18 protein-coding genes are annotated in these 17,081 nt (G+C 69.4%); 11 read left to right on the top strand and 7 right to left on the bottom strand.

The features are described from left to right. Together tal and tkt are read right to left on the bottom strand one after the other, a co-directional pair. On the bottom strand, window positions 1-1,119 hold the full coding sequence (gene tal, locus ACVNF4_RS10235; protein WP_461802404.1) for a transaldolase: 1,119 nt from the start codon (window positions 1,117-1,119) through the stop codon (window positions 1-3). Window positions 1,120-1,157: 38 nt separating this feature from the next. Then, a complete protein-coding gene (tkt, locus tag ACVNF4_RS10230) occupies window positions 1,158-3,245 on the bottom strand; it encodes a transketolase (protein ID WP_461802403.1) in 2,088 nt (695 codons plus the stop codon). A 377-nt stretch (window positions 3,246-3,622) separates the two neighbouring features. Here tkt and ACVNF4_RS10225 point away from each other — a divergent pair, with 377 nt between their 5' ends. The 3 genes from ACVNF4_RS10225 to ACVNF4_RS10215 all read left to right on the top strand — a co-directional run bounded on the left by ACVNF4_RS10225 (window position 3,623) and on the right by ACVNF4_RS10215 (window position 6,137). Beyond that, window positions 3,623-4,576: a heme o synthase gene (locus ACVNF4_RS10225; protein ID WP_461802402.1), complete on the top strand. Its 954-nt coding sequence runs from the start codon at window positions 3,623-3,625 to the stop codon at window positions 4,574-4,576. A gap of 54 nt (window positions 4,577-4,630) precedes the next feature. Next, a complete protein-coding gene (locus tag ACVNF4_RS10220) occupies window positions 4,631-4,987 on the top strand; it encodes a hypothetical protein (RefSeq protein WP_461802401.1) in 357 nt (118 codons plus the stop codon). A 94-nt stretch (window positions 4,988-5,081) separates the two neighbouring features. Next, window positions 5,082-6,137 (top strand): amidohydrolase family protein, encoded by a 1,056-nt coding sequence (locus tag ACVNF4_RS10215; RefSeq protein WP_461802400.1) that lies wholly within the window; start codon window positions 5,082-5,084, stop codon window positions 6,135-6,137. On the opposite strand, the gene ACVNF4_RS10210 is transcribed toward ACVNF4_RS10215, so the two are convergent. The 4 genes from ACVNF4_RS10210 to ACVNF4_RS10195 are packed head-to-tail and all read right to left on the bottom strand — an operon-like array spanning window position 6,134 to window position 9,729. Continuing rightward, window positions 6,134-7,141, bottom strand: a complete 1,008-nt coding sequence (locus tag ACVNF4_RS10210) for a COX15/CtaA family protein (RefSeq protein WP_461802399.1) — start codon at window positions 7,139-7,141, stop codon at window positions 6,134-6,136. The genes ACVNF4_RS10215 and ACVNF4_RS10210 overlap by 4 nt on opposite strands. Window positions 7,142-7,199: 58 nt before the next feature. Further along, on the bottom strand, window positions 7,200-7,916 hold the full coding sequence (locus ACVNF4_RS10205; RefSeq protein WP_461802416.1) for an ABC transporter permease: 717 nt from the start codon (window positions 7,914-7,916) through the stop codon (window positions 7,200-7,202). A gap of 50 nt (window positions 7,917-7,966) precedes the next feature. Next, entirely contained in the window at window positions 7,967-8,890 is a 924-nt protein-coding gene (locus tag ACVNF4_RS10200) for an ABC transporter ATP-binding protein (RefSeq protein ID WP_461802398.1), read from the bottom strand. A gap of 44 nt (window positions 8,891-8,934) precedes the next feature. Beyond that, window positions 8,935-9,729, bottom strand: coding sequence for an AAC(3) family N-acetyltransferase (locus tag ACVNF4_RS10195; RefSeq protein ID WP_461802397.1), 795 nt, complete (start codon window positions 9,727-9,729; stop codon window positions 8,935-8,937). Between the two features lie 161 nt (window positions 9,730-9,890). Between ACVNF4_RS10195 and ACVNF4_RS10190 the strand changes: the two genes are divergently transcribed. The 8 genes from ACVNF4_RS10190 to ACVNF4_RS10155 all read left to right on the top strand — a co-directional run bounded on the left by ACVNF4_RS10190 (window position 9,891) and on the right by ACVNF4_RS10155 (window position 16,424). Further along, window positions 9,891-10,619, top strand: coding sequence for a helix-turn-helix transcriptional regulator (locus ACVNF4_RS10190; protein WP_461802396.1), 729 nt, complete (start codon window positions 9,891-9,893; stop codon window positions 10,617-10,619). Beyond that, window positions 10,616-12,040: a Fe-S cluster assembly protein SufB gene (gene sufB / locus ACVNF4_RS10185; RefSeq protein ID WP_461802395.1), complete on the top strand. Its 1,425-nt coding sequence runs from the start codon at window positions 10,616-10,618 to the stop codon at window positions 12,038-12,040. Before ACVNF4_RS10190 ends, sufB begins: the two co-directional genes overlap by 4 nt. A 64-nt stretch (window positions 12,041-12,104) precedes the next feature. Next, a complete protein-coding gene (gene sufD, locus ACVNF4_RS10180; protein WP_461802394.1) occupies window positions 12,105-13,286 on the top strand; it encodes a Fe-S cluster assembly protein SufD in 1,182 nt (393 codons plus the stop codon). Then, window positions 13,286-13,603 (top strand): non-heme iron oxygenase ferredoxin subunit, encoded by a 318-nt coding sequence (locus ACVNF4_RS10175; protein ID WP_461802393.1) that lies wholly within the window; start codon window positions 13,286-13,288, stop codon window positions 13,601-13,603. Before sufD ends, ACVNF4_RS10175 begins: the two co-directional genes overlap by 1 nt. A 7-nt stretch (window positions 13,604-13,610) precedes the next feature. After that, window positions 13,611-14,375: a Fe-S cluster assembly ATPase SufC gene (gene sufC / locus ACVNF4_RS10170; RefSeq protein WP_461802392.1), complete on the top strand. Its 765-nt coding sequence runs from the start codon at window positions 13,611-13,613 to the stop codon at window positions 14,373-14,375. Beyond that, window positions 14,372-15,628, top strand: a complete 1,257-nt coding sequence (locus tag ACVNF4_RS10165) for a cysteine desulfurase (RefSeq protein ID WP_461802391.1) — start codon at window positions 14,372-14,374, stop codon at window positions 15,626-15,628. The genes sufC and ACVNF4_RS10165 overlap by 4 nt, the downstream gene beginning before the upstream one ends. A gap of 11 nt (window positions 15,629-15,639) precedes the next feature. Continuing rightward, entirely contained in the window at window positions 15,640-16,095 is a 456-nt protein-coding gene (gene sufU, locus ACVNF4_RS10160; protein WP_461802390.1) for a Fe-S cluster assembly sulfur transfer protein SufU, read from the top strand. Further along, entirely contained in the window at window positions 16,092-16,424 is a 333-nt protein-coding gene (locus ACVNF4_RS10155) for a metal-sulfur cluster assembly factor (protein ID WP_461802389.1), read from the top strand. The genes sufU and ACVNF4_RS10155 overlap by 4 nt, the downstream gene beginning before the upstream one ends. A 90-nt stretch (window positions 16,425-16,514) precedes the next feature. Here ACVNF4_RS10155 and ACVNF4_RS10150 read toward each other — a convergent pair. After that, window positions 16,515-17,081: AbfB domain-containing protein (locus ACVNF4_RS10150; RefSeq protein ID WP_461802388.1), on the bottom strand; the 567-nt coding region annotated here is incomplete at its 5' end.

Raw genomic sequence — 17,081 nt, 5'->3', positions numbered from 1 at the left:
TCAGCCCTCCGAAGGAGCGAGGCGCAAAAGCTCCGCCTCGGTCGACTTGAGCAGGTCGGTCCAGGACTCCTCGAACTTCTGGACGCCCTCGTCCTCAAGGAGCTGGACCACGTCGTCGTACGAGATCCCGAGCTTCTCGACCGCGTCCAGCTCGGCGCGGGACTGCTCATAGGTGCCCGAGATCGTGTCGCCGGTGATCCGGCCGTGGTCCTCGGTGGCCAGCAGGGTGGCCTCCGGCATGGTGTTGACGGTGTTCGGGGCGACGAGGTCGTCCACGTACAGGGTGTCCTTGTACGCCGGGTCCTTCACACCGGTCGACGCCCACAGCGCGCGCTGCTTGTTGGCGCCCGCCTTCTCCAGGGCCTCCCAGCGGGAAGAGGAGAAGACCTCTTCGTACGCCTGGTAGGCGAGGCGCGCGTTGGCGAGGGCCGCCTTGCCCTTCAGGGCGAGGGCCTCGTCCGTGCCGAGCGCGGTCAGGCGCTTGTCGATCTCGGTGTCCACGCGGGACACGAAGAAGGACGCCACGGAGTGGATGCCCGCCAGGTCGATGCCCTTGGCCTTGGCCTTCTCCAGGCCGGCCAGGTAGGCGTCCATGACCTCCCGGTAGCGCTCCAGGGAGAAGATGAGCGTGACGTTGACGCTGATGCCGTTGCCGATGACCTCGGTGATCGCCGGCAGGCCCGCCTTGGTGGCCGGGATCTTGATCAGCGTGTTGGGGCGGTCCACCAGCCACGCGAGCTGCTTCGCCTCGGCGACCGTCGCCGTCGTCTCGTGCGCCAGACGGGGGTCCACCTCGATGGAGACCCGGCCGTCCTGGCCGTTCGTCGCGTCGTAGACGGGGCGCAGGATGTCGGCGGCGTCACGGACGTCCGCCGTCGTGATCATGCGGATCGCTTCCTCGACGGTGACCTTGCGGGCGGCGAGGTCGGTGAGCTGCTGCTCGTAACCGTCGCCGCTGCTGATCGCCTTCTGGAAGATCGACGGGTTGGTGGTGACGCCCACGACGTGCTGCTGGTCGATCAGCTCGGCGAGGTTGCCGGACGTGATCCGCTTGCGCGACAGGTCGTCCAGCCAGATCGCGACGCCTTCCTCGGAGAGGCGCTTCAGTGCGTCTGTCATGGAATTACATCTCCTACGTGCGTGGTCGTATAAGGGCGTCAGCGCTGGGCGGCGGCGACGGATTCCCGCGCCTTCGCAGCCACGTTCTCGGCAGTGAAGCCGTACTCCTGGAAGAGCACCTTGCCGTCGGCGGAAGCGCCGAAGTGCTCCAGGGAAACGATGCGGCCCGCGTCACCGACGTACTTGTGCCACGTGAGACCGATCCCGGCCTCGACGGAGACACGCGCCTTGACGGCGGCGGGGAGGACGGACGCCTTGTACTCGGCGGTCTGCTCCTCGAACCACTCCACGGACGGCATCGAGACCACGCGCGTCGCGGTGCCCTCGGCCTCCAGCAACTCCCGCGCGGCGACGGCCACATGGACCTCGGAGCCGGTCGCGATGAGGATGACCTCCGGGGTGCCGGACGACGCCTCGGTGTGGACGTAGCCGCCCTTGACGGTGTCCTCGTTCGGCGCGTACGTCGGCACACCCTGCCGGGTCAGCGCCAGGCCGTGCGGCGCGGAGACGCCGTACTCGCGCTTGCCTCGGCGCAGGATCTCGCGCCAGGCGATCGCCGTCTCGTTCGCGTCGGCCGGGCGGACGACGTTCAGGCCCGGGATCGCGCGCAGCGCGGCGACGTGCTCGACCGGCTGGTGCGTCGGACCGTCCTCGCCGAGGCCGATCGAGTCGTGCGTCCACACGTACGTCACCGGCAGGTGCATCAGCGCGGACAGGCGCACGGCGTTGCGCATGTAGTCGGAGAACACGAGGAACGTGCCGCCGTAGATCCGCGTGTGGCCGTGCAGCGCGATGCCGTTCATCTCGGCGGCCATCGAGTGCTCGCGGATGCCGAAGTGGATCGTGCGGCCGTACGGCTGAGCCTCGGGCAGCGGGTTGTCCGCCGGGAGGAAGGAGGACGACGCGTCGATCGTCGTGTTGTTGGAGCCCGCGAGGTCGGCCGAGCCGCCCCACAGCTCCGGGATGACCGCGCCGAGCGCCTGGAGGACCTTGCCGGACGCGGCACGCGTCGCGACACCCTTGCCCGCCTCGAAGACCGGGACCTTCTCCTCCCAGCCGGCCGGCAGCTCGCCCGCGTTGATCCGGTCGAACTCGGCGGCGCGCTCCGGGTTGTCGTCCCGCCACAGCTGGAACGACTTCTCCCAGTCGGCCCGCGCCTGCGCACCGCGCTCCAGGGCGCCGCGCGTGTGCGCGAGGACCTCGTCGGAGACCTCGAAGCTCTGCTCGGGGTCGAAGCCGAGGACACGCTTGGTGGCGGCCACCTCGTCGTCGCCCAGCGCCGAGCCGTGCGCGGCCTCGGTGTTCTGCGCGTTCGGGGCCGGCCAGGCGATGATCGAGCGCATCGCGATGAACGACGGCTTGTCCGTCACCTTCTTCGCGGCCTCGATCGCGTTGTAGATCGCGTGCGGGTCGAGGTCGCCGTCGGGCTTCGGGGCGACGCGCTGGACGTGCCAGCCGTACGCCTCGTACCGCTTGACGACGTCCTCGGAGACGGCCGTCTCCGTGTCGCCCTCGATCGAGATGTGGTTGTCGTCCCACAGGAGGACGAGGTTGCCGAGCTTCTGGTGGCCGGCGAGGGAGGACGCCTCGGCGGAGATGCCCTCCTGGAGGCAGCCGTCACCCGCGATGGCGAAGACGAAGTGGTCGAAGGGGGACTCGCCCTGCGGAGCCTCGGGGTCGAACAGGCCGCGCTCGTAGCGGGCGGCCATCGCCATGCCCACCGCGTTCGCGACACCCTGGCCGAGCGGACCCGTCGTCGTCTCGACGCCCGTGGTGTGGCCGTATTCCGGGTGGCCCGGGGTCTTCGAGCCCCACGTCCTGAACGCCTTCAGGTCGTCCAGCTCCAGGCCGAAGCCGGCCAGGTAGAGCTGGGTGTAGAGGGTCAGGGACGAGTGGCCGGCGGACAGCACGAAACGGTCCCGCCCGACCCAGTCGGCGTCGGCGGGGTCGTGCCGCATCACCTTCTGGAAGAGGGTGTAGGCGGCCGGGGCGAGGCTCATCGCCGTACCCGGATGGCCGTTCCCGACCTTCTGTACGGCATCGGCGGCCAGGACGCGGGCGGTGTCTACGGCCCGCTGGTCCAACTCGGTCCAGTCGAGGTCTGTGGTGGTCGGCTTGGTGCTCACCCTGGGTCAGGGCTCCTCTCCACATGTTCGTTTACCGGCTGCTCGGGCGCTCGCCCACCGGCTGCCGGTGCACTGGGTGCCCACCGGCCGTTGTCGAGCCTACCCCCGTAAGTACGTGCGGTTTCTCCCGTCCGTCCAGACTGCCGGGAGTCTTCGGGATCCGCCTCCTGACCGGGTTCCCGGGGGCTCAGCATCTGAATACGGACCCCGTCATCCGAGTACTCAAACGAGCCGTCGTACGCCCGTCGGATCACCCTGTTCAACACGGGGTACCCCCGCGAAGGCCGAGGTATGGGCAACGTCTACAGTGGCGTGGTACGCGCGGGCCTTTACCGGCATTTCACACGGGAAGGCTTGCTGAGATATCTCTTTCAGGGGTGTGCGTGACGGCCGTCGAATCCCGTCCAGCGGGGGTTATCGGTGCGAACCAGAGCCCGGTGCACCGGCCGTTCGGGGCCCGTGTCAAGGCGTTCGTCGCACTGACGAAGCCGAGGATCATCGAGCTGCTGCTGATCACCACCGTTCCGGTGATGTTCCTGGCGCAGCAGGGTGTTCCCGACCTCGGTCTGGTGCTGATCACCTGCTTCGCCGGTTACCTGTCCGCGGGTGGCGCGAACGCGCTGAACATGTACATCGACCGTGACATCGACGCGCTCATGGACCGCACCTCGCAGCGGCCCCTCGTCACCGGCATGGTCTCGCCGCGCGAGTGCCTCGTCTTCGGGATCTCGCTCGCGATCGGCTCCACGCTGCTGTTCGGGCTCGCCGTCAACTGGCTGTCCGCGTGGCTCGCCCTCGGCGCGCTCCTCTTCTATGTGGTCGTCTACACGATGATCCTCAAGCGCCGGACCGCGCAGAACATCATCTGGGGCGGGATCGCGGGCTGCATGCCGGTCCTCATCGGGTGGTCCGCCGTCACGAACTCGCTCTCCTGGGCGCCGGTCATCCTCTTCCTCGTCATCTTCTTCTGGACGCCGCCGCACTACTGGCCGCTGTCCATGAAGGTCAAGGACGACTACGCGCGCGTGGGTGTCCCGATGCTTCCGGTCGTCGCCTCCAACAAGGTCGTCGCCCGGCAGATCGTCATCTACAGCTGGGTGATGGTCGCCGTCTCCCTCCTCCTCACCCCCCTCGGCTACACCGGCTGGTTCTACACCTCCGTCGCCCTCGCGGCCGGCGGCTGGTGGCTGTGGGAGGCCCACGCCCTCCAGAACCGCGCCAAGGCGGAGATCGAGGGCGCGAAGCTGAAGGAGATGCGGCTGTTCCACTGGTCGATCACGTATGTGTCGCTGCTGTTCGTGGCCGTCGCGGTGGATCCCTTCCTGCGGTAGAGGGGGCGGGGCCGGTGGTTGCCCCCCTTTTCTACTCGTCGGTAGCATCCAGGCATGGCAGACACCGAAGCAGAGACCACCGCAGCGGACACCAAGGCCGGCGACAAGGCCGCCGCCCAGCAGGACCGCGCCGCCGCCAAGCTCGCCAAGCGCATCACCTCCTTCGCCAAGGCCCACGGTGGCGCCGAAGGGCAGGTCGCCTACATCGGACAGCGTGGGGCCCGGATCGTCCTCGTCGGTGCCGACGGCGGCTGGGGTGACGTCGTCGCTCCGTCGTTCGACGTCGCCGTCCGCGCCGTCGAGAAGGCCGGGATCACCCGGCACGAGGAGTTCGACGGGGAGTTCGCCGCGAAGGTGACGACCGGGCCGTACGAGTGGAAGCGGATGGCCGGGATCCAGATCGGCGGCTGAGGGCCGTTTTCGGGCAGGTCCTCCGTCAACCGCGACCTGACGTACGCCTCGTCCGTTAAACCCCCGTAAGGCGACGCCGCTGCGGGGAGACCGGATGATCGAGACGCCGTCCCTGGTGGACCAGTACTGCCACGGCGTTCTCAGAACGGAGCTGGGGCTGGGGACGTTCGAGGCTCGGCTCGGGGATGGGGCGTCGGCGTCCGGGACGACCCTGTTCGACACGCAGGCCGGGTTCGCCGTGCGGCGCTGGTGTCCTCCTCTGCTGGACCTGGAACCGCACTGTCCACCCGCGCGTTATCTGGCCAGACGGCGTGAGCTGGGGGTGCTGGAGGCGGGGCGGAGGCTGTTGCGGGGGTCAGGGGTGGCGACGTTCCTCGTCGACACGGGCTTGCCGGAGGACCTCACGAGCCCCGCCGAACTCGCGACGACAGCCGCCGCGCACGTCCGCGAGATCGTCCGCCTCGAACTCCTCGCCGAACAGGTCGCCGACACCTCCGGCACGGTCGAGGGCTTCCTCGCGAACCTCGCCGAATCGGTCCACACCGCCGCCGCGAACGCCGTCGCCTTCACCTCGGTCGCTCCCCGGCGGAGCGAGATCGCGCCGGAGCCTCCCGACGCGGGTGAGGTGAGGGGTGCGGCGGGCCGCTGGCTGGCGGGTCGGCGGGTCGGCGGCGAGTTGAGGGACCCGGTCCTCCTGCGCCACCTGCTGTGGATCGCCCTCGCCTCGGGCCGCCCGCTCCAACTCCACACGGGCCCGGTACTGCCGGTGGACTTCATCCGCACGACGACAGGACTCGGCACGGACCTGATCCTGCTCCACGGCTACCCCCGCCACCGCGAGATCGCCCACCTCACGGCAACCCACCCCCACGTCTACGCCGACTGCGGCACAGCCCTCCCGCACACCGGCGCCCGCGCGGCGACGGTCCTCGCGGAGACCCTGGAACTCGCCCCCTTCGGCAAGCTCCTCTACTCCAGCGGCGCCCGCGCCCTCCCCGAACTCCACCTCACCGCCGCCCGCCTCTTCCAGGAGGCCCTCACCCGGGTACTGGGCGGCTGGGTGGTCGAGGGGGCGTGGTCACTGGGGGACGCGCAGCGGGTGGCGGGGATGCTGGCGTCGGGGAACGCGCGGCGGGTGTACGGGCTCTAGGCGCGGGTGGGGACCGCGTCCACGGCGGGGGCGGGCACCGAGACGTCGTCGAACGGGCGCTCCCGCAGGGACAGCAGGACGCGCAGGACCCAGATCCAGGTCACCGTGGAGCCGAACATGTGGGCGCCGACCAGGATCTCGGGGAGGTTGGTGAAGTACTGGATGTAGCCGATGCCCCCCTGGAGGAGCAGGATCACGAACAGCTCCCGCGTCCGGTCCCGGGGCCCCTTCGGCGCGTCCACCGCCTTCAGCACGAACCACAGCGCGAACGTCAGCGTGACGACGATCCATGCCAGGACCGCGTGCAGCTTGGCGATCATCTCCCAGTCCAGCGGGATGCGCTCGACCTCGCGGGAGTCACCCGCGTGCGGGCCGGCGCCGGTGACGACCGTGCCGACCGCGATGAGCAGGCCCGACGCGCCGACCAGCGACCAGACGAGCTGCTGGACGGCCTTGCCGACGACCGGGCGGGGAGCGCCGTCACCCTCCCGGGTCCGCTGCCACATGACCGCCGCGACGGCGATCAGCGCGGAGGAGAGCAGGAAGTGCGCGGCGACCGTGTAGGGGTTCAGGCCGACGAGGACGACGATCCCGCCGAGCACCGCGTTGCCCATGACGACCCAGAACTGGGCCCACCCGAGGCGGGTGAGGGAGCGGCGGTACGGCTTCTCGGAGCGGGCCGCGACGATGGCCCACCCGACGGCCGCGCACAGCACGTACGTCAGCATGCGGTTGCCGAACTCGATGGCGCCGTGCATCCCCATCTCGCTGGTCGCGGTCAGCGAGGTGGCCGTGCACTTCGGCCAGGTCGGGCAGCCGAGGCCCGAGCCGGTGAGGCGGACCGCGCCGCCGGTGACCACGATGACCACCGACATGACGAGCGCGGCGAGAGCGGCGCGCTGGACGGTCCGGGAGGTGGGCGTCCAGCGCGCGGCGATGAAGGCGAGCGGGTTGCGCACGGCGGCTACGGCATCGGCGCGGGTCACGTTTGGCACGCGGACCATCGTAGGCGGCTGCTTGTGCACGCGTTCACGAGGGGGGTTCGGTTGGGTTCGGGGAGGGCTACTCCCACTTGAAGAAGCGGCCCGCCGCAGTCAGCCCCACGACCGCCCACACCCCCAGAATCCCCAGGTCACCCCAGGGAACACCCGCCCCGTGCTGGAGGACGTCCCGCAACCCCTCCGAGAGCGCCGAGATCGGCAGCAGCCCCAGAACGTCCTGTGCCCCCGACGGGTACTTGTCCATCGGGACGATGACCCCGCCCCCCACCAGCAGCAGCAGGAACACCAGGTTCGCCGCGGCCAGCGTCGCCTCCGCCTTCAGCGTCCCGGCCATCAGCAGGCCGAGCCCCGAGAAGGCGGCCGTGCCGAGGATCAGCAGGAGGAAGACGGAGAGCGGGTCGCCGTGCGGGTGCCAGCCCAGGGCGAACGCGATCGCCGTCACCAGGATCACCTGGAGGACCTCCGTGACCAGCACGGACGCCGTTTTCGCCGTCATCAGGGCCCAGCGCGGAAGGGGCGAGGAGGCGAGGCGTTTCAGGACGCCGTACCTGCGCTCGAAGCCCGTCGCGATGGCCTGGCCGGTGAAGGCCGTGGACATGACGGACAACGCCAGGATGCCGGGGGTGAGAAAGTCGACGGACTTTCCCTTGCCGGTGTCGATGATGTCGACCGAGCTGAAGAGGACGAGCAGGAGGGTGGGGATGATCACCGTCAGGAGGAGCTGCTCGCCGTTGCGCAGCAGCATCCTCGTCTCCAGCGCGGCCTGCGCGGCGATCATGCGGGGCAGCGGGGCCGCGCCGGGCCTCGGGGTGTAGGTGCCGGTGGCGGTCACGAGCGCAGCTCCTTGCCGGTCAGTTCGAGGAAGACGTCCTCCAGCGTGTGGCGCTCCACCGAGATGCGGTCCGGCAGCACGCCGTGCTGGGCGCACCAGGAGGTGACCGTGGCGAGGAGCTGGGGGTCGATCTTGCCGGTGACGCGGTAGGAGCCGGGGGTGAGTTCGTCGGCGGTGGAGTCGGTGGGGAGGGCCTTCAGCAGCGAGCCCACGTCGAGGCCGGGGCGGCCGGTGAAGCGGAGGGTGTTCTCGGCGCCGCCCTTGCAGAGCTGCTCCGGGGAGCCCTGGGCGACGACCTTCCCGGCGTCGATGATCGCGACGTCGTCCGCGAGTTGCTCGGCCTCGTCCATGTGGTGCGTCGTGAGGATCACGGCGACGCCGTCGGAGCGCAGGTCGCGGACGAGGTCCCAGGTGGCCCGGCGTGCCTGCGGGTCGAGGCCGGCCGTCGGCTCGTCGAGGAAGACCAGCTCGGGGCGGCCGACGACGGCCATCGCGAGGGCGAGGCGCTGCTGCTGGCCGCCGGAGAGGCGGCGGTAGTTGGTCCGGCCGCAGCTTTCGAGGCCGAGGCGTTCGATCAGGGCGTCGACGTCGAGGGGATGCGCGTGCAGCTTCGCCATGTGCCGGAGCATCTCCTCGGCGCGCGCACCCGAGTACACGCCCCCGGACTGCAACATGACGCCGATCCGGGGCCGCAGTTCGGCGGCCTGGGCGACGGGGTCGAGTCCGAGGACCCGGACCGTCCCGTCGTCCGCTCTCCGGTACCCCTCGCACACCTCGATCGTCGTCGTCTTCCCCGCCCCGTTGGGTCCGAGGACGGCGGTGACACCGTTCCCGGCGACCAGATCGAGGCCGTCCACCGCGGTCTTGGACCCGTACCGCTTCACCAGGGCCCGGACCTGGACGACAGGCTCGCTTCGCATGACAGACGAGTCTAAGGAGCGTGCGGGGGGTGTGGAGCCCGGGGTCACGGGATCTCGTACGGGCGGTGGACCGGCAGCCAGCGCCGCGCGTACGCCACCGCGTCGGCGACCGGGAAGAGCCGGCAGGCGGCGGCCCCCGCGGTGCCCCGGACGACCGGGCGGTCCCGTTCGTAGTCGTGGCCCAGCTCGGCGAAGTCGTCGCTGTCGACGTCGACGTCGACGACCGTGCGCCAGCCGTCCGGACCGGGGTGGCCGAACGGGCGGACGGGGCCCGGGACCCGGTACTCGGCGAGGTGGAAGGCGGTGCAGCTGTCGTAGCCGACGCCGAGCAGCAGGACCCGGGCGCCCAGCTCCTCCAGCCGGGCCAGCGGGCTGCGCTCGCCGAGCTGGCAGTCGACGGCGTGGCCCTCGGTGATCCGCGCGGCCTGCGGGCCGATCGCCGCGAAGGACGTCTGAGGGTGGGCGCTGCGCAGGGCGCCGGGCCAGCGGCGGGCCATTTCCGGGACGGCGCCCATCCCGCGCGAGGGTGTGACCAGCGGGTCGAAGGGAGGCATCGTCGCCCGGATCGTCGTCCACCACTCCTCGGGGGCCGGCGGGGACTGCCACAGGGCCGGGTCGGAGAGGCCGCCGGTCTGGGTGGGGACGGCCAGGGTGCCGGTGGGGCCGAGGGCGTCGAGGAGGGCGTGGACGACGGTGACGGCGCCGCCGTTGACCCAGCCGAGAGACTTCAGCGAGGAGTGGACGAGGAGGGTCTCGCCCGTTTCGACACCGAGTTTCGTGAGGTCGGCCGCGAGGCTGTCGCGGGTGACGAGTGGGCCGGTGAGAGGGGGTGTGGGCATGGTTCACGAGTGTCGCGCGGCGAGCCCGCGCATGCCACCCGTTTGATCGATCAGAAGATCGTTTCCGCAGGTCAGATTAGGTATGCCTAAGTGATGCAGGGCACCTCGGCGGGGAAGGGTGCGGGTTGCCCGGACTCGGGGAATTACGCAACAATGGCGTTGTGAAAAACGTCGGCGAGGCCCCGCAGGAGGAGCTCGCGACGGGTGAGCGGTCCACCCGCAACCGCGTCGCGCGCTCGATCCTGGACCACGGCCCGTCCACGGTCGCCGAACTCGCGGGCCGGCTCGGCCTCACCCAGGCCGCCGTCCGCCGGCACCTGGACGCGCTGGTCGAGAGCACCGTCGTCGAACCTCGTGAACAGCGCGTCTACGGCGCCCGCACCCGCGGTCGCCCCGCGAAGGTGTTCGCCCTGACCGACTGCGGCCGGGACGCCTTCGACCAGTCGTACGACACGCTCGCCGCCGACGCGCTGCGCTGGATCGCGGAGCGGGAGGGCGGCGAGGAGGCCGTCACCGCCTTCGCCCGCGCCCGCGTCGCGGCGCAGGCCCCCGCCTACCGCAGGGCCGTCGCCGGGGTCCCGCCCGAGAAGCGCGCGGAAGCCCTGGCCAAGGCCCTGACGGCGGACGGGTACGCTGCTACGGCGCGAAGCGCGCCCGTGGGTGAGCAGCTCTGCCAGCACCACTGCCCCGTGGCGCACGTCGCGGAACAGTTCCCCCAGCTGTGCGAGGCGGAGACGGAGTTCTTCGCCGAGCTGCTCGGGACGCACGTGCAGCGGCTGGCGACGATCGCCCACGGCGACGGCGTGTGCACGACGTTCATCCCCAAGATTTCCCACCCCCATATTTCCCACAGCGCATCAGCAAGCACCGCCGGGAGGAACCCAGCATGACGCTCCCCATCGAGGAGACCGCCCACCCCGAGCTTGAAGGTCTGGGCACGTACGAATACGGCTGGGCCGACTCCGACGTGGCCGGTGCCTCCGCCAAGCGCGGCATCAACGAGGACGTCGTCAAGGACATCTCCGACAAGAAGTCCGAGCCCGAGTGGATGACGAAGCTCCGCCTCAAGGGCCTGCGCCTGTTCGAGAAGAAGCCCATGCCGAACTGGGGCTCCGACCTCTCCGGCATCGACTTCGACAACATCAAGTACTTCGTGCGGTCCACGGAGAAGCAGGCGGAGTCCTGGGAGGACCTGCCCGAGGACATCAAGAACACGTACGACAAGCTCGGCATCCCGGAGGCGGAGAAGCAGCGCCTCGTCGCCGGTGTCGCGGCCCAGTACGAGTCCGAGGTCGTCTACCACCAGATCCGTGAGGACCTGGAGGAGCAGGGCGTCATCTTCCTCGACACCGACACCGCGCTGAAGGAGCACCCGGAGCTCTTCAAGGAGTACTTCGGGACGGTCATCCCGGTCGGCGACAACAAGTTCGCCTCCCTGAACACCGCCGTGTGGTCGGGCGGCTCCTTCATCTACGTGCCGCCGGGCGTGCACGTCGAGATCCCGCTCCAGGCGTACTTCCGGATCAACACCGAGAACATGGGCCAGTTCGAGCGGACCCTGATCATCGTCGACGAGGGTGCCTACGTGCACTACGTCGAGGGCTGTACGGCGCCGATCTACAAGTCGGACTCGCTGCACAGCGCGGTCGTCGAGATCATCGTCAAGAAGAACGCCCGCTGCCGGTACACGACCATCCAGAACTGGTCGAACAACGTCTACAACCTGGTCACCAAGCGCGCCGTGGCGTACGAGGGCGCGACCATGGAGTGGATCGACGGCAACATCGGCTCCAAGGTGACGATGAAGTACCCGGCCGTCTACCTCATGGGCGAGCACGCCAAGGGTGAGACCCTCTCCATCGCCTTCGCGGGCGAGGGCCAGCACCAGGACGCCGGCTCGAAGATGGTCCACATGGCGCCGAACACCTCCTCCAACATCGTCTCCAAGTCGGTGGCGCGCGGCGGTGGCCGTACCTCCTACCGCGGTCTCGTCGAGATCGGCGAGGGCGCCCACGGCTCCAAGTCCAACGTGCTGTGCGACGCGCTGCTCGTCGACACGATCTCCCGCTCCGACACCTACCCGTACGTCGACGTCCGCGAGGACGACGTGTCGATGGGGCACGAGGCGACCGTCTCCAAGGTCTCCGAGGACCAGCTCTTCTACCTGATGAGCCGGGGTCTGACCGAGTTCGAGGCGATGGCGATGATCGTGCGCGGCTTCGTCGAGCCGATCGCGAAGGAGCTGCCGATGGAGTACGCGCTGGAGCTGAACCGGCTGATCGAGCTCCAGATGGAAGGCGCGGTCGGCTGACCGCGAGCCCTCGGGTCGCCCTCGCAAGTCATACAAGCGTAAGAAAGTGAGCACTACGACAGCCATGGCTGAGGCTCAGAACTCCCCGGTGGGCTCCACCACCGCCGGCGCCATCGCGGTGGCCGCCGAGTCCACCGTCGCCACGCGCATGAGCGCGCCGCCCTCGTTCGACGTGGCGGACTTCCCCGTGCCGCACGGCCGCGAGGAGGAGTGGCGGTTCACCCCGCTGGAGCGCCTGCGCGGACTGCACGACGGCACCGCCGTCGCCACCGACGGCGGCGTCAAGGTGGACGTCGAGGCCCCCGAGGGCGTCATCGTCGAGCTGGTCGGCCGCGACGACGCCCGGCTCGGCCGCGCCGGCACCCCCGTCGACCGGGTCGCCGCCCAGGCGTACTCCGCGTTCGAGCGGGCCGGCGTGATCACCGTCCCCAAGGAGACGGTCCTCACCGAGCCGATCCGTATCGCCGTGCACGGCGAGGGCGGCACCAGCTTCGGCCACCAGGTCATCGAGCTGGGCGCGTTCGCCGAGGCCGTCGTCGTCCTCGACCACACCGGTGACGCGGTCGTCGCCGTGAACGTCGAGTACGTCCTCGGCGACGGCGCCAAGCTCACCGTCGTCTCCGTCCAGGACTGGGACGACAAGGCCGTCCACGTCGCCCAGCACAGCGCTCTGGTCGGGCGGGACGCGACCTTCAAGTCCTTCGTCGTCACCTTCGGCGGGGACCTCGTCCGGCTGCACCCGCGGGTCTCCTACGCGGCGACCGGCGGTGAGGCCGAGCTGTTCGGGCTGTACTTCACCGACGCCGGGCAGCACCAGGAACACCGGCTCCTGGTCGACCACAACACCCCGCACTGCAAGTCGAACGTCGTCTACAAGGGCGCGCTCCAGGGCGAGGGCGCGCACGCGGTGTGGATCGGTGACGTGCTGATCGAGGCCAAGGCCGAGGGCACCGACACCTACGAGATGAACCGCAACCTCGTCCTCACGGACGGCGCGCGGGTCGACTCCGTGCCCAACCTGGAGATCGAGACCGGCGAGATCGTCGGCGCCGGACACGCCTCCGCGACCGGCCGCTTCGACGACGAGCAGCTCTTCTACCTGATGTCGCGCGGCATCCCGGCCGACGAGGCCCGCCGGCTCGTCGTCCGCGGCTTCTTCGCCGAGCTGGTCCAGCAGATCGGTGTCCCGGACATCGAGGAGCGCCTCCTCGCGAAGATCGACGCCGAGCTGGAGGCGTCCGTCTGATGACGTTCCAACGCGCCTGTGGACTGAGCGAGCTGACGGAGGACACCCCGAAGCGGGTGGAACTCGACGGCACGCCGGTCTCGGTCGTGCGGACCGAGGGGGAGGTGTTCGCGATCCACGACATCTGCTCGCACGCGAACGTCTCGCTCTCCGAGGGCGAGGTGGAGGACTGCCAGATCGAGTGCTGGCTCCACGGCTCCGCCTTCGACCTGCGCACCGGCAAGCCGTCCGGCCTCCCCGCGACGCGCCCCGTACCCGTTTACCCCGTAAAGATCGAAGGGGACGACGTGCTCGTCTCCCTCACCCAGGAGTCCTGAGGCATCCATGGCAACGCTTGAAATCCGAGACCTGCACGTCACCGTCGAGGCCGACAACGCCACGAAGGAGATCCTCAAGGGCGTCGACCTGACCGTGAAGCAGGGCGAGACGCACGCCATCATGGGCCCCAACGGCTCCGGCAAGTCCACCCTCGCGTACTCCCTCGCCGGCCACCCGAAGTACACGGTCACCGGCGGTACCGTCCTGCTCGACGGCGAGGACGTCCTGGAGATGTCCGTCGACGAACGCGCCCGCGCGGGCCTGTTCCTCGCTATGCAGTACCCGGTCGAGGTGCCCGGGGTCTCCGTGTCGAACTTCCTGAGGACGTCCGCGACCGCGATCCGCGGCGAGGCCCCCAAGCTGCGCACCTGGGTCAAGGAGGTCAAGGGCGCCATGGAGCAGCTCTCCATGGACCCCTCCTTCGCCGAGCGCAACGTCAACGAGGGCTTCTCCGGCGGTGAGAAGAAGCGCCACGAGATCCTCCAGCTCGAACTGCTCAAGCCGAAGGTCGCCATCCTCGACGAGACCGACTCCGGCCTCGACGTCGACGCCCTGCGCATCGTCTCCGAGGGCGTCAACCGCGTCCGCGAGACCGGTGAGGTCGGCACCCTGCTGATCACGCACTACACGCGCATCCTGCGCTACATCAAGCCCGACCACGTCCACGTCTTCTCCGGTGGCCGCATCGTCGAGTCCGGCGGCGCCGAGCTCGCGGACAAGCTGGAGAACGAGGGCTACGAGGCCTACACGAAGGGCGGCGCATCCGAGTGACACAGTTGCCGGGCCTCCTCGACGTCGAGGCGATCCGCAAGGACTTCCCCGTCCTGGACCGCCAGGTCCACGACGGCCAGAAGCTCGTGTACCTGGACAACGCGGCGACCTCGCAGAAGCCGCGCCAGGTGCTGGACGCCCTGAACGAGTACTACGAGCGCCACAACGCCAACGTCCACCGCGGTGTGCACGTGCTCGCCGAGGAGGCCACGGCGCTGTACGAGGGCGCGCGCGACAAGGTCGCCGAGTTCGTCAACGCGCCCTCGCGGGACGAGGTGATCTTCACCAAGAACGCCTCGGAGTCGCTGAACCTCGTCGCGAACATGCTGGGCTGGGCCGACGAGCCCTACCGCGTGGACGCCGAGACCGAGATCGTCATCACGGAGATGGAGCACCACTCCAACATCGTGCCGTGGCAGTTGCTGTCGCAGCGGACGGGCGCGAAGCTGAAGTGGTTCGGGCTGACCGACGACGGCCGGCTGGACCTCTCGAACATCGAGCAGGTCATCACCGAGAAGACGAAGATCGTGTCCTTCGTCCTCGTCTCCAACATCCTCGGGACGGTCAACCCCGTCGAGGCGATCGTGCGCCGGGCGCAGGAGGTCGGTGCGCTGGTCTGCATCGACGCCTCGCAGGCCGCGCCGCACATGCCGCTGGACGTGCAGGCGCTCCAGGCGGACTTCGTGGCCTTCACCGGGCACAAGATGTGCGCTCCGACGGGCATCGGTGTGCTCTGGGGCCGGCAGGAACTCCTGGAGGACCTGCCGCCGTTCCTGGGCGGCGGCGAGATGATCGAGACCGTGTCGATGCATTCGTCGACGTACGCTCCCGCGCCGCACAAGTTCGAGGCGGGGACGCCGCCGATCGCGCAGGCCGTGGGTCTGGGCGCGGCGATCGACTACCTGAACTCGATCGGCATGGACAAGATCCTGGCGCACGAGCACGCGCTGACGGAGTACGCGGTGCAGCGGCTTCTGTCGGTGCCGGATCTGCGGATCATCGGCCCCTCGACGGCCGAGGACCGGGGCGCCGCGATCTCCTTCACGCTCGGCGACATCCACCCGCACGACGTGGGCCAGGTCCTCGACGAGCAGGGCATCGCCGTCCGGGTCGGCCACCACTGTGCCCGGCCCGTCTGCCTGCGGTACGGAATTCCCGCGACCACACGAGCGTCGTTCTATCTGTACTCCACGCCGGCGGAGATCGACGCTCTCGTCGACGGTCTGGAGCACGTACGGAACTTCTTCGGCTGAAAGGCTGATCGGTGAAGCTGGATTCGATGTACCAGGAAGTCATCCTGGACCACTACAAGCACCCGCACGGGCGTGGTCTTCGGGATGGCGACGCCGAGGTGCACCACGTGAACCCGACGTGCGGCGACGAGATCACGCTCCGCGTGAAGTACGACGGTACGACGGTCGAGGACGTCTCGTACGAGGGCCAGGGCTGCTCGATCAGCCAGGCCAGCGCGTCCGTCCTGAACGATCTGCTGGTCGGCAAGGACCTCGCGGACGCGCAGAAGATCCAGGAGACCTTCCTGGAGCTGATGCAGTCCAAGGGGCGGATCGAGCCGGACGACGCGATGGAGGAGGTGCTGGAGGACGCGGTCGCGTTCGCCGGCGTCTCCAAGTACCCGGCGCGCGTCAAGTGCGCCCTGCTGAGCTGGATGGCCTGGAAGGACGCGACGGCACAGGCCTTCGCGGAAAGGGAGTCGGCATGACCGAGACGGTGGAGATGAAGCCGGCGTCCGAGGACGAGGTCCGCGAGGCGCTGTACGACGTCGTGGACCCGGAGCTGGGGATCGACGTCGTCAACCTCGGCCTGATCTACGGCATTCACATCGACGACGCGAACATCGCGACGATCGACATGACCCTGACGTCGGCGGCGTGTCCCCTCACGGACGTCATCGAGGACCAGGCGAAGTCGGCGACGGACGGGATCGTCAACGAGCTGCGGATCAACTGGGTGTGGATGCCGCCGTGGGGGCCGGACAAGATCACGGACGACGGGCGGGAGCAGTTGCGGGCGTTGGGGTTCAACGTCTGAGGGTTTTTGATGCTTCGGCATGGGGAAGGGCGAGGTCCGTTGCGGACCTCGCCCTTCTTGCTTTGGCCGGGCTTTCGTCGGCCGAGCTTTTTAGTCGAGCGCCGTCACCACGCGGAACGCCGAGTCGGCCTGGTAGAGGCCGGTGTTCTGGTAGGAGTCCAGGCGGAGCTGGAAGTTGGAGTGGCGCAGGAAACGGCCGGGGTAGTTGTAGGACTGGAGCATGACGGCGCCGGAGTAGGACGACGGTTTGGAGCAGAAGGTGGCGTCGTTCTTGAAGAGGCCTGAGCCGTCGTTGCGGTCGGCACGCAGGACGAAGTTGCTGTGCCGCAGGTACGCGCCGTTGGACGCGATGAAGCTGTAGCAGGCGTTGCTGGCGAGGCCGGGGACGACGGTGAAGGTGGCGTCCTCACGGAACTCGGAGCCGCCGAGGCGGTCGAGTGCGACCCTGCCGCCGTTGACGTGCCAGTAACGGTCGCCGTAGTTGACCGAGTTGATGGACCGCTTGTACGAGTCCGGTACGTGCGCCGGGGGCTTGTTCGGGGCCGGCTTGGCGGGGGACGAGGGGATGGACGGGCCGCCGGGCTTGCCACCGCCGCCTGTGCTGCCGCCGGTGGTGGTGCCGGTGCCGCCGGTCGTGCCCGTGCCGCCGCCGGTCGT

It is taken from the genome of Streptomyces sp. S6 (assembly GCF_054880855.1).
The sequence above is the reverse complement of the archived record's forward strand: the minus strand, read 5'-3'. Positions and strand labels throughout refer to the sequence as shown.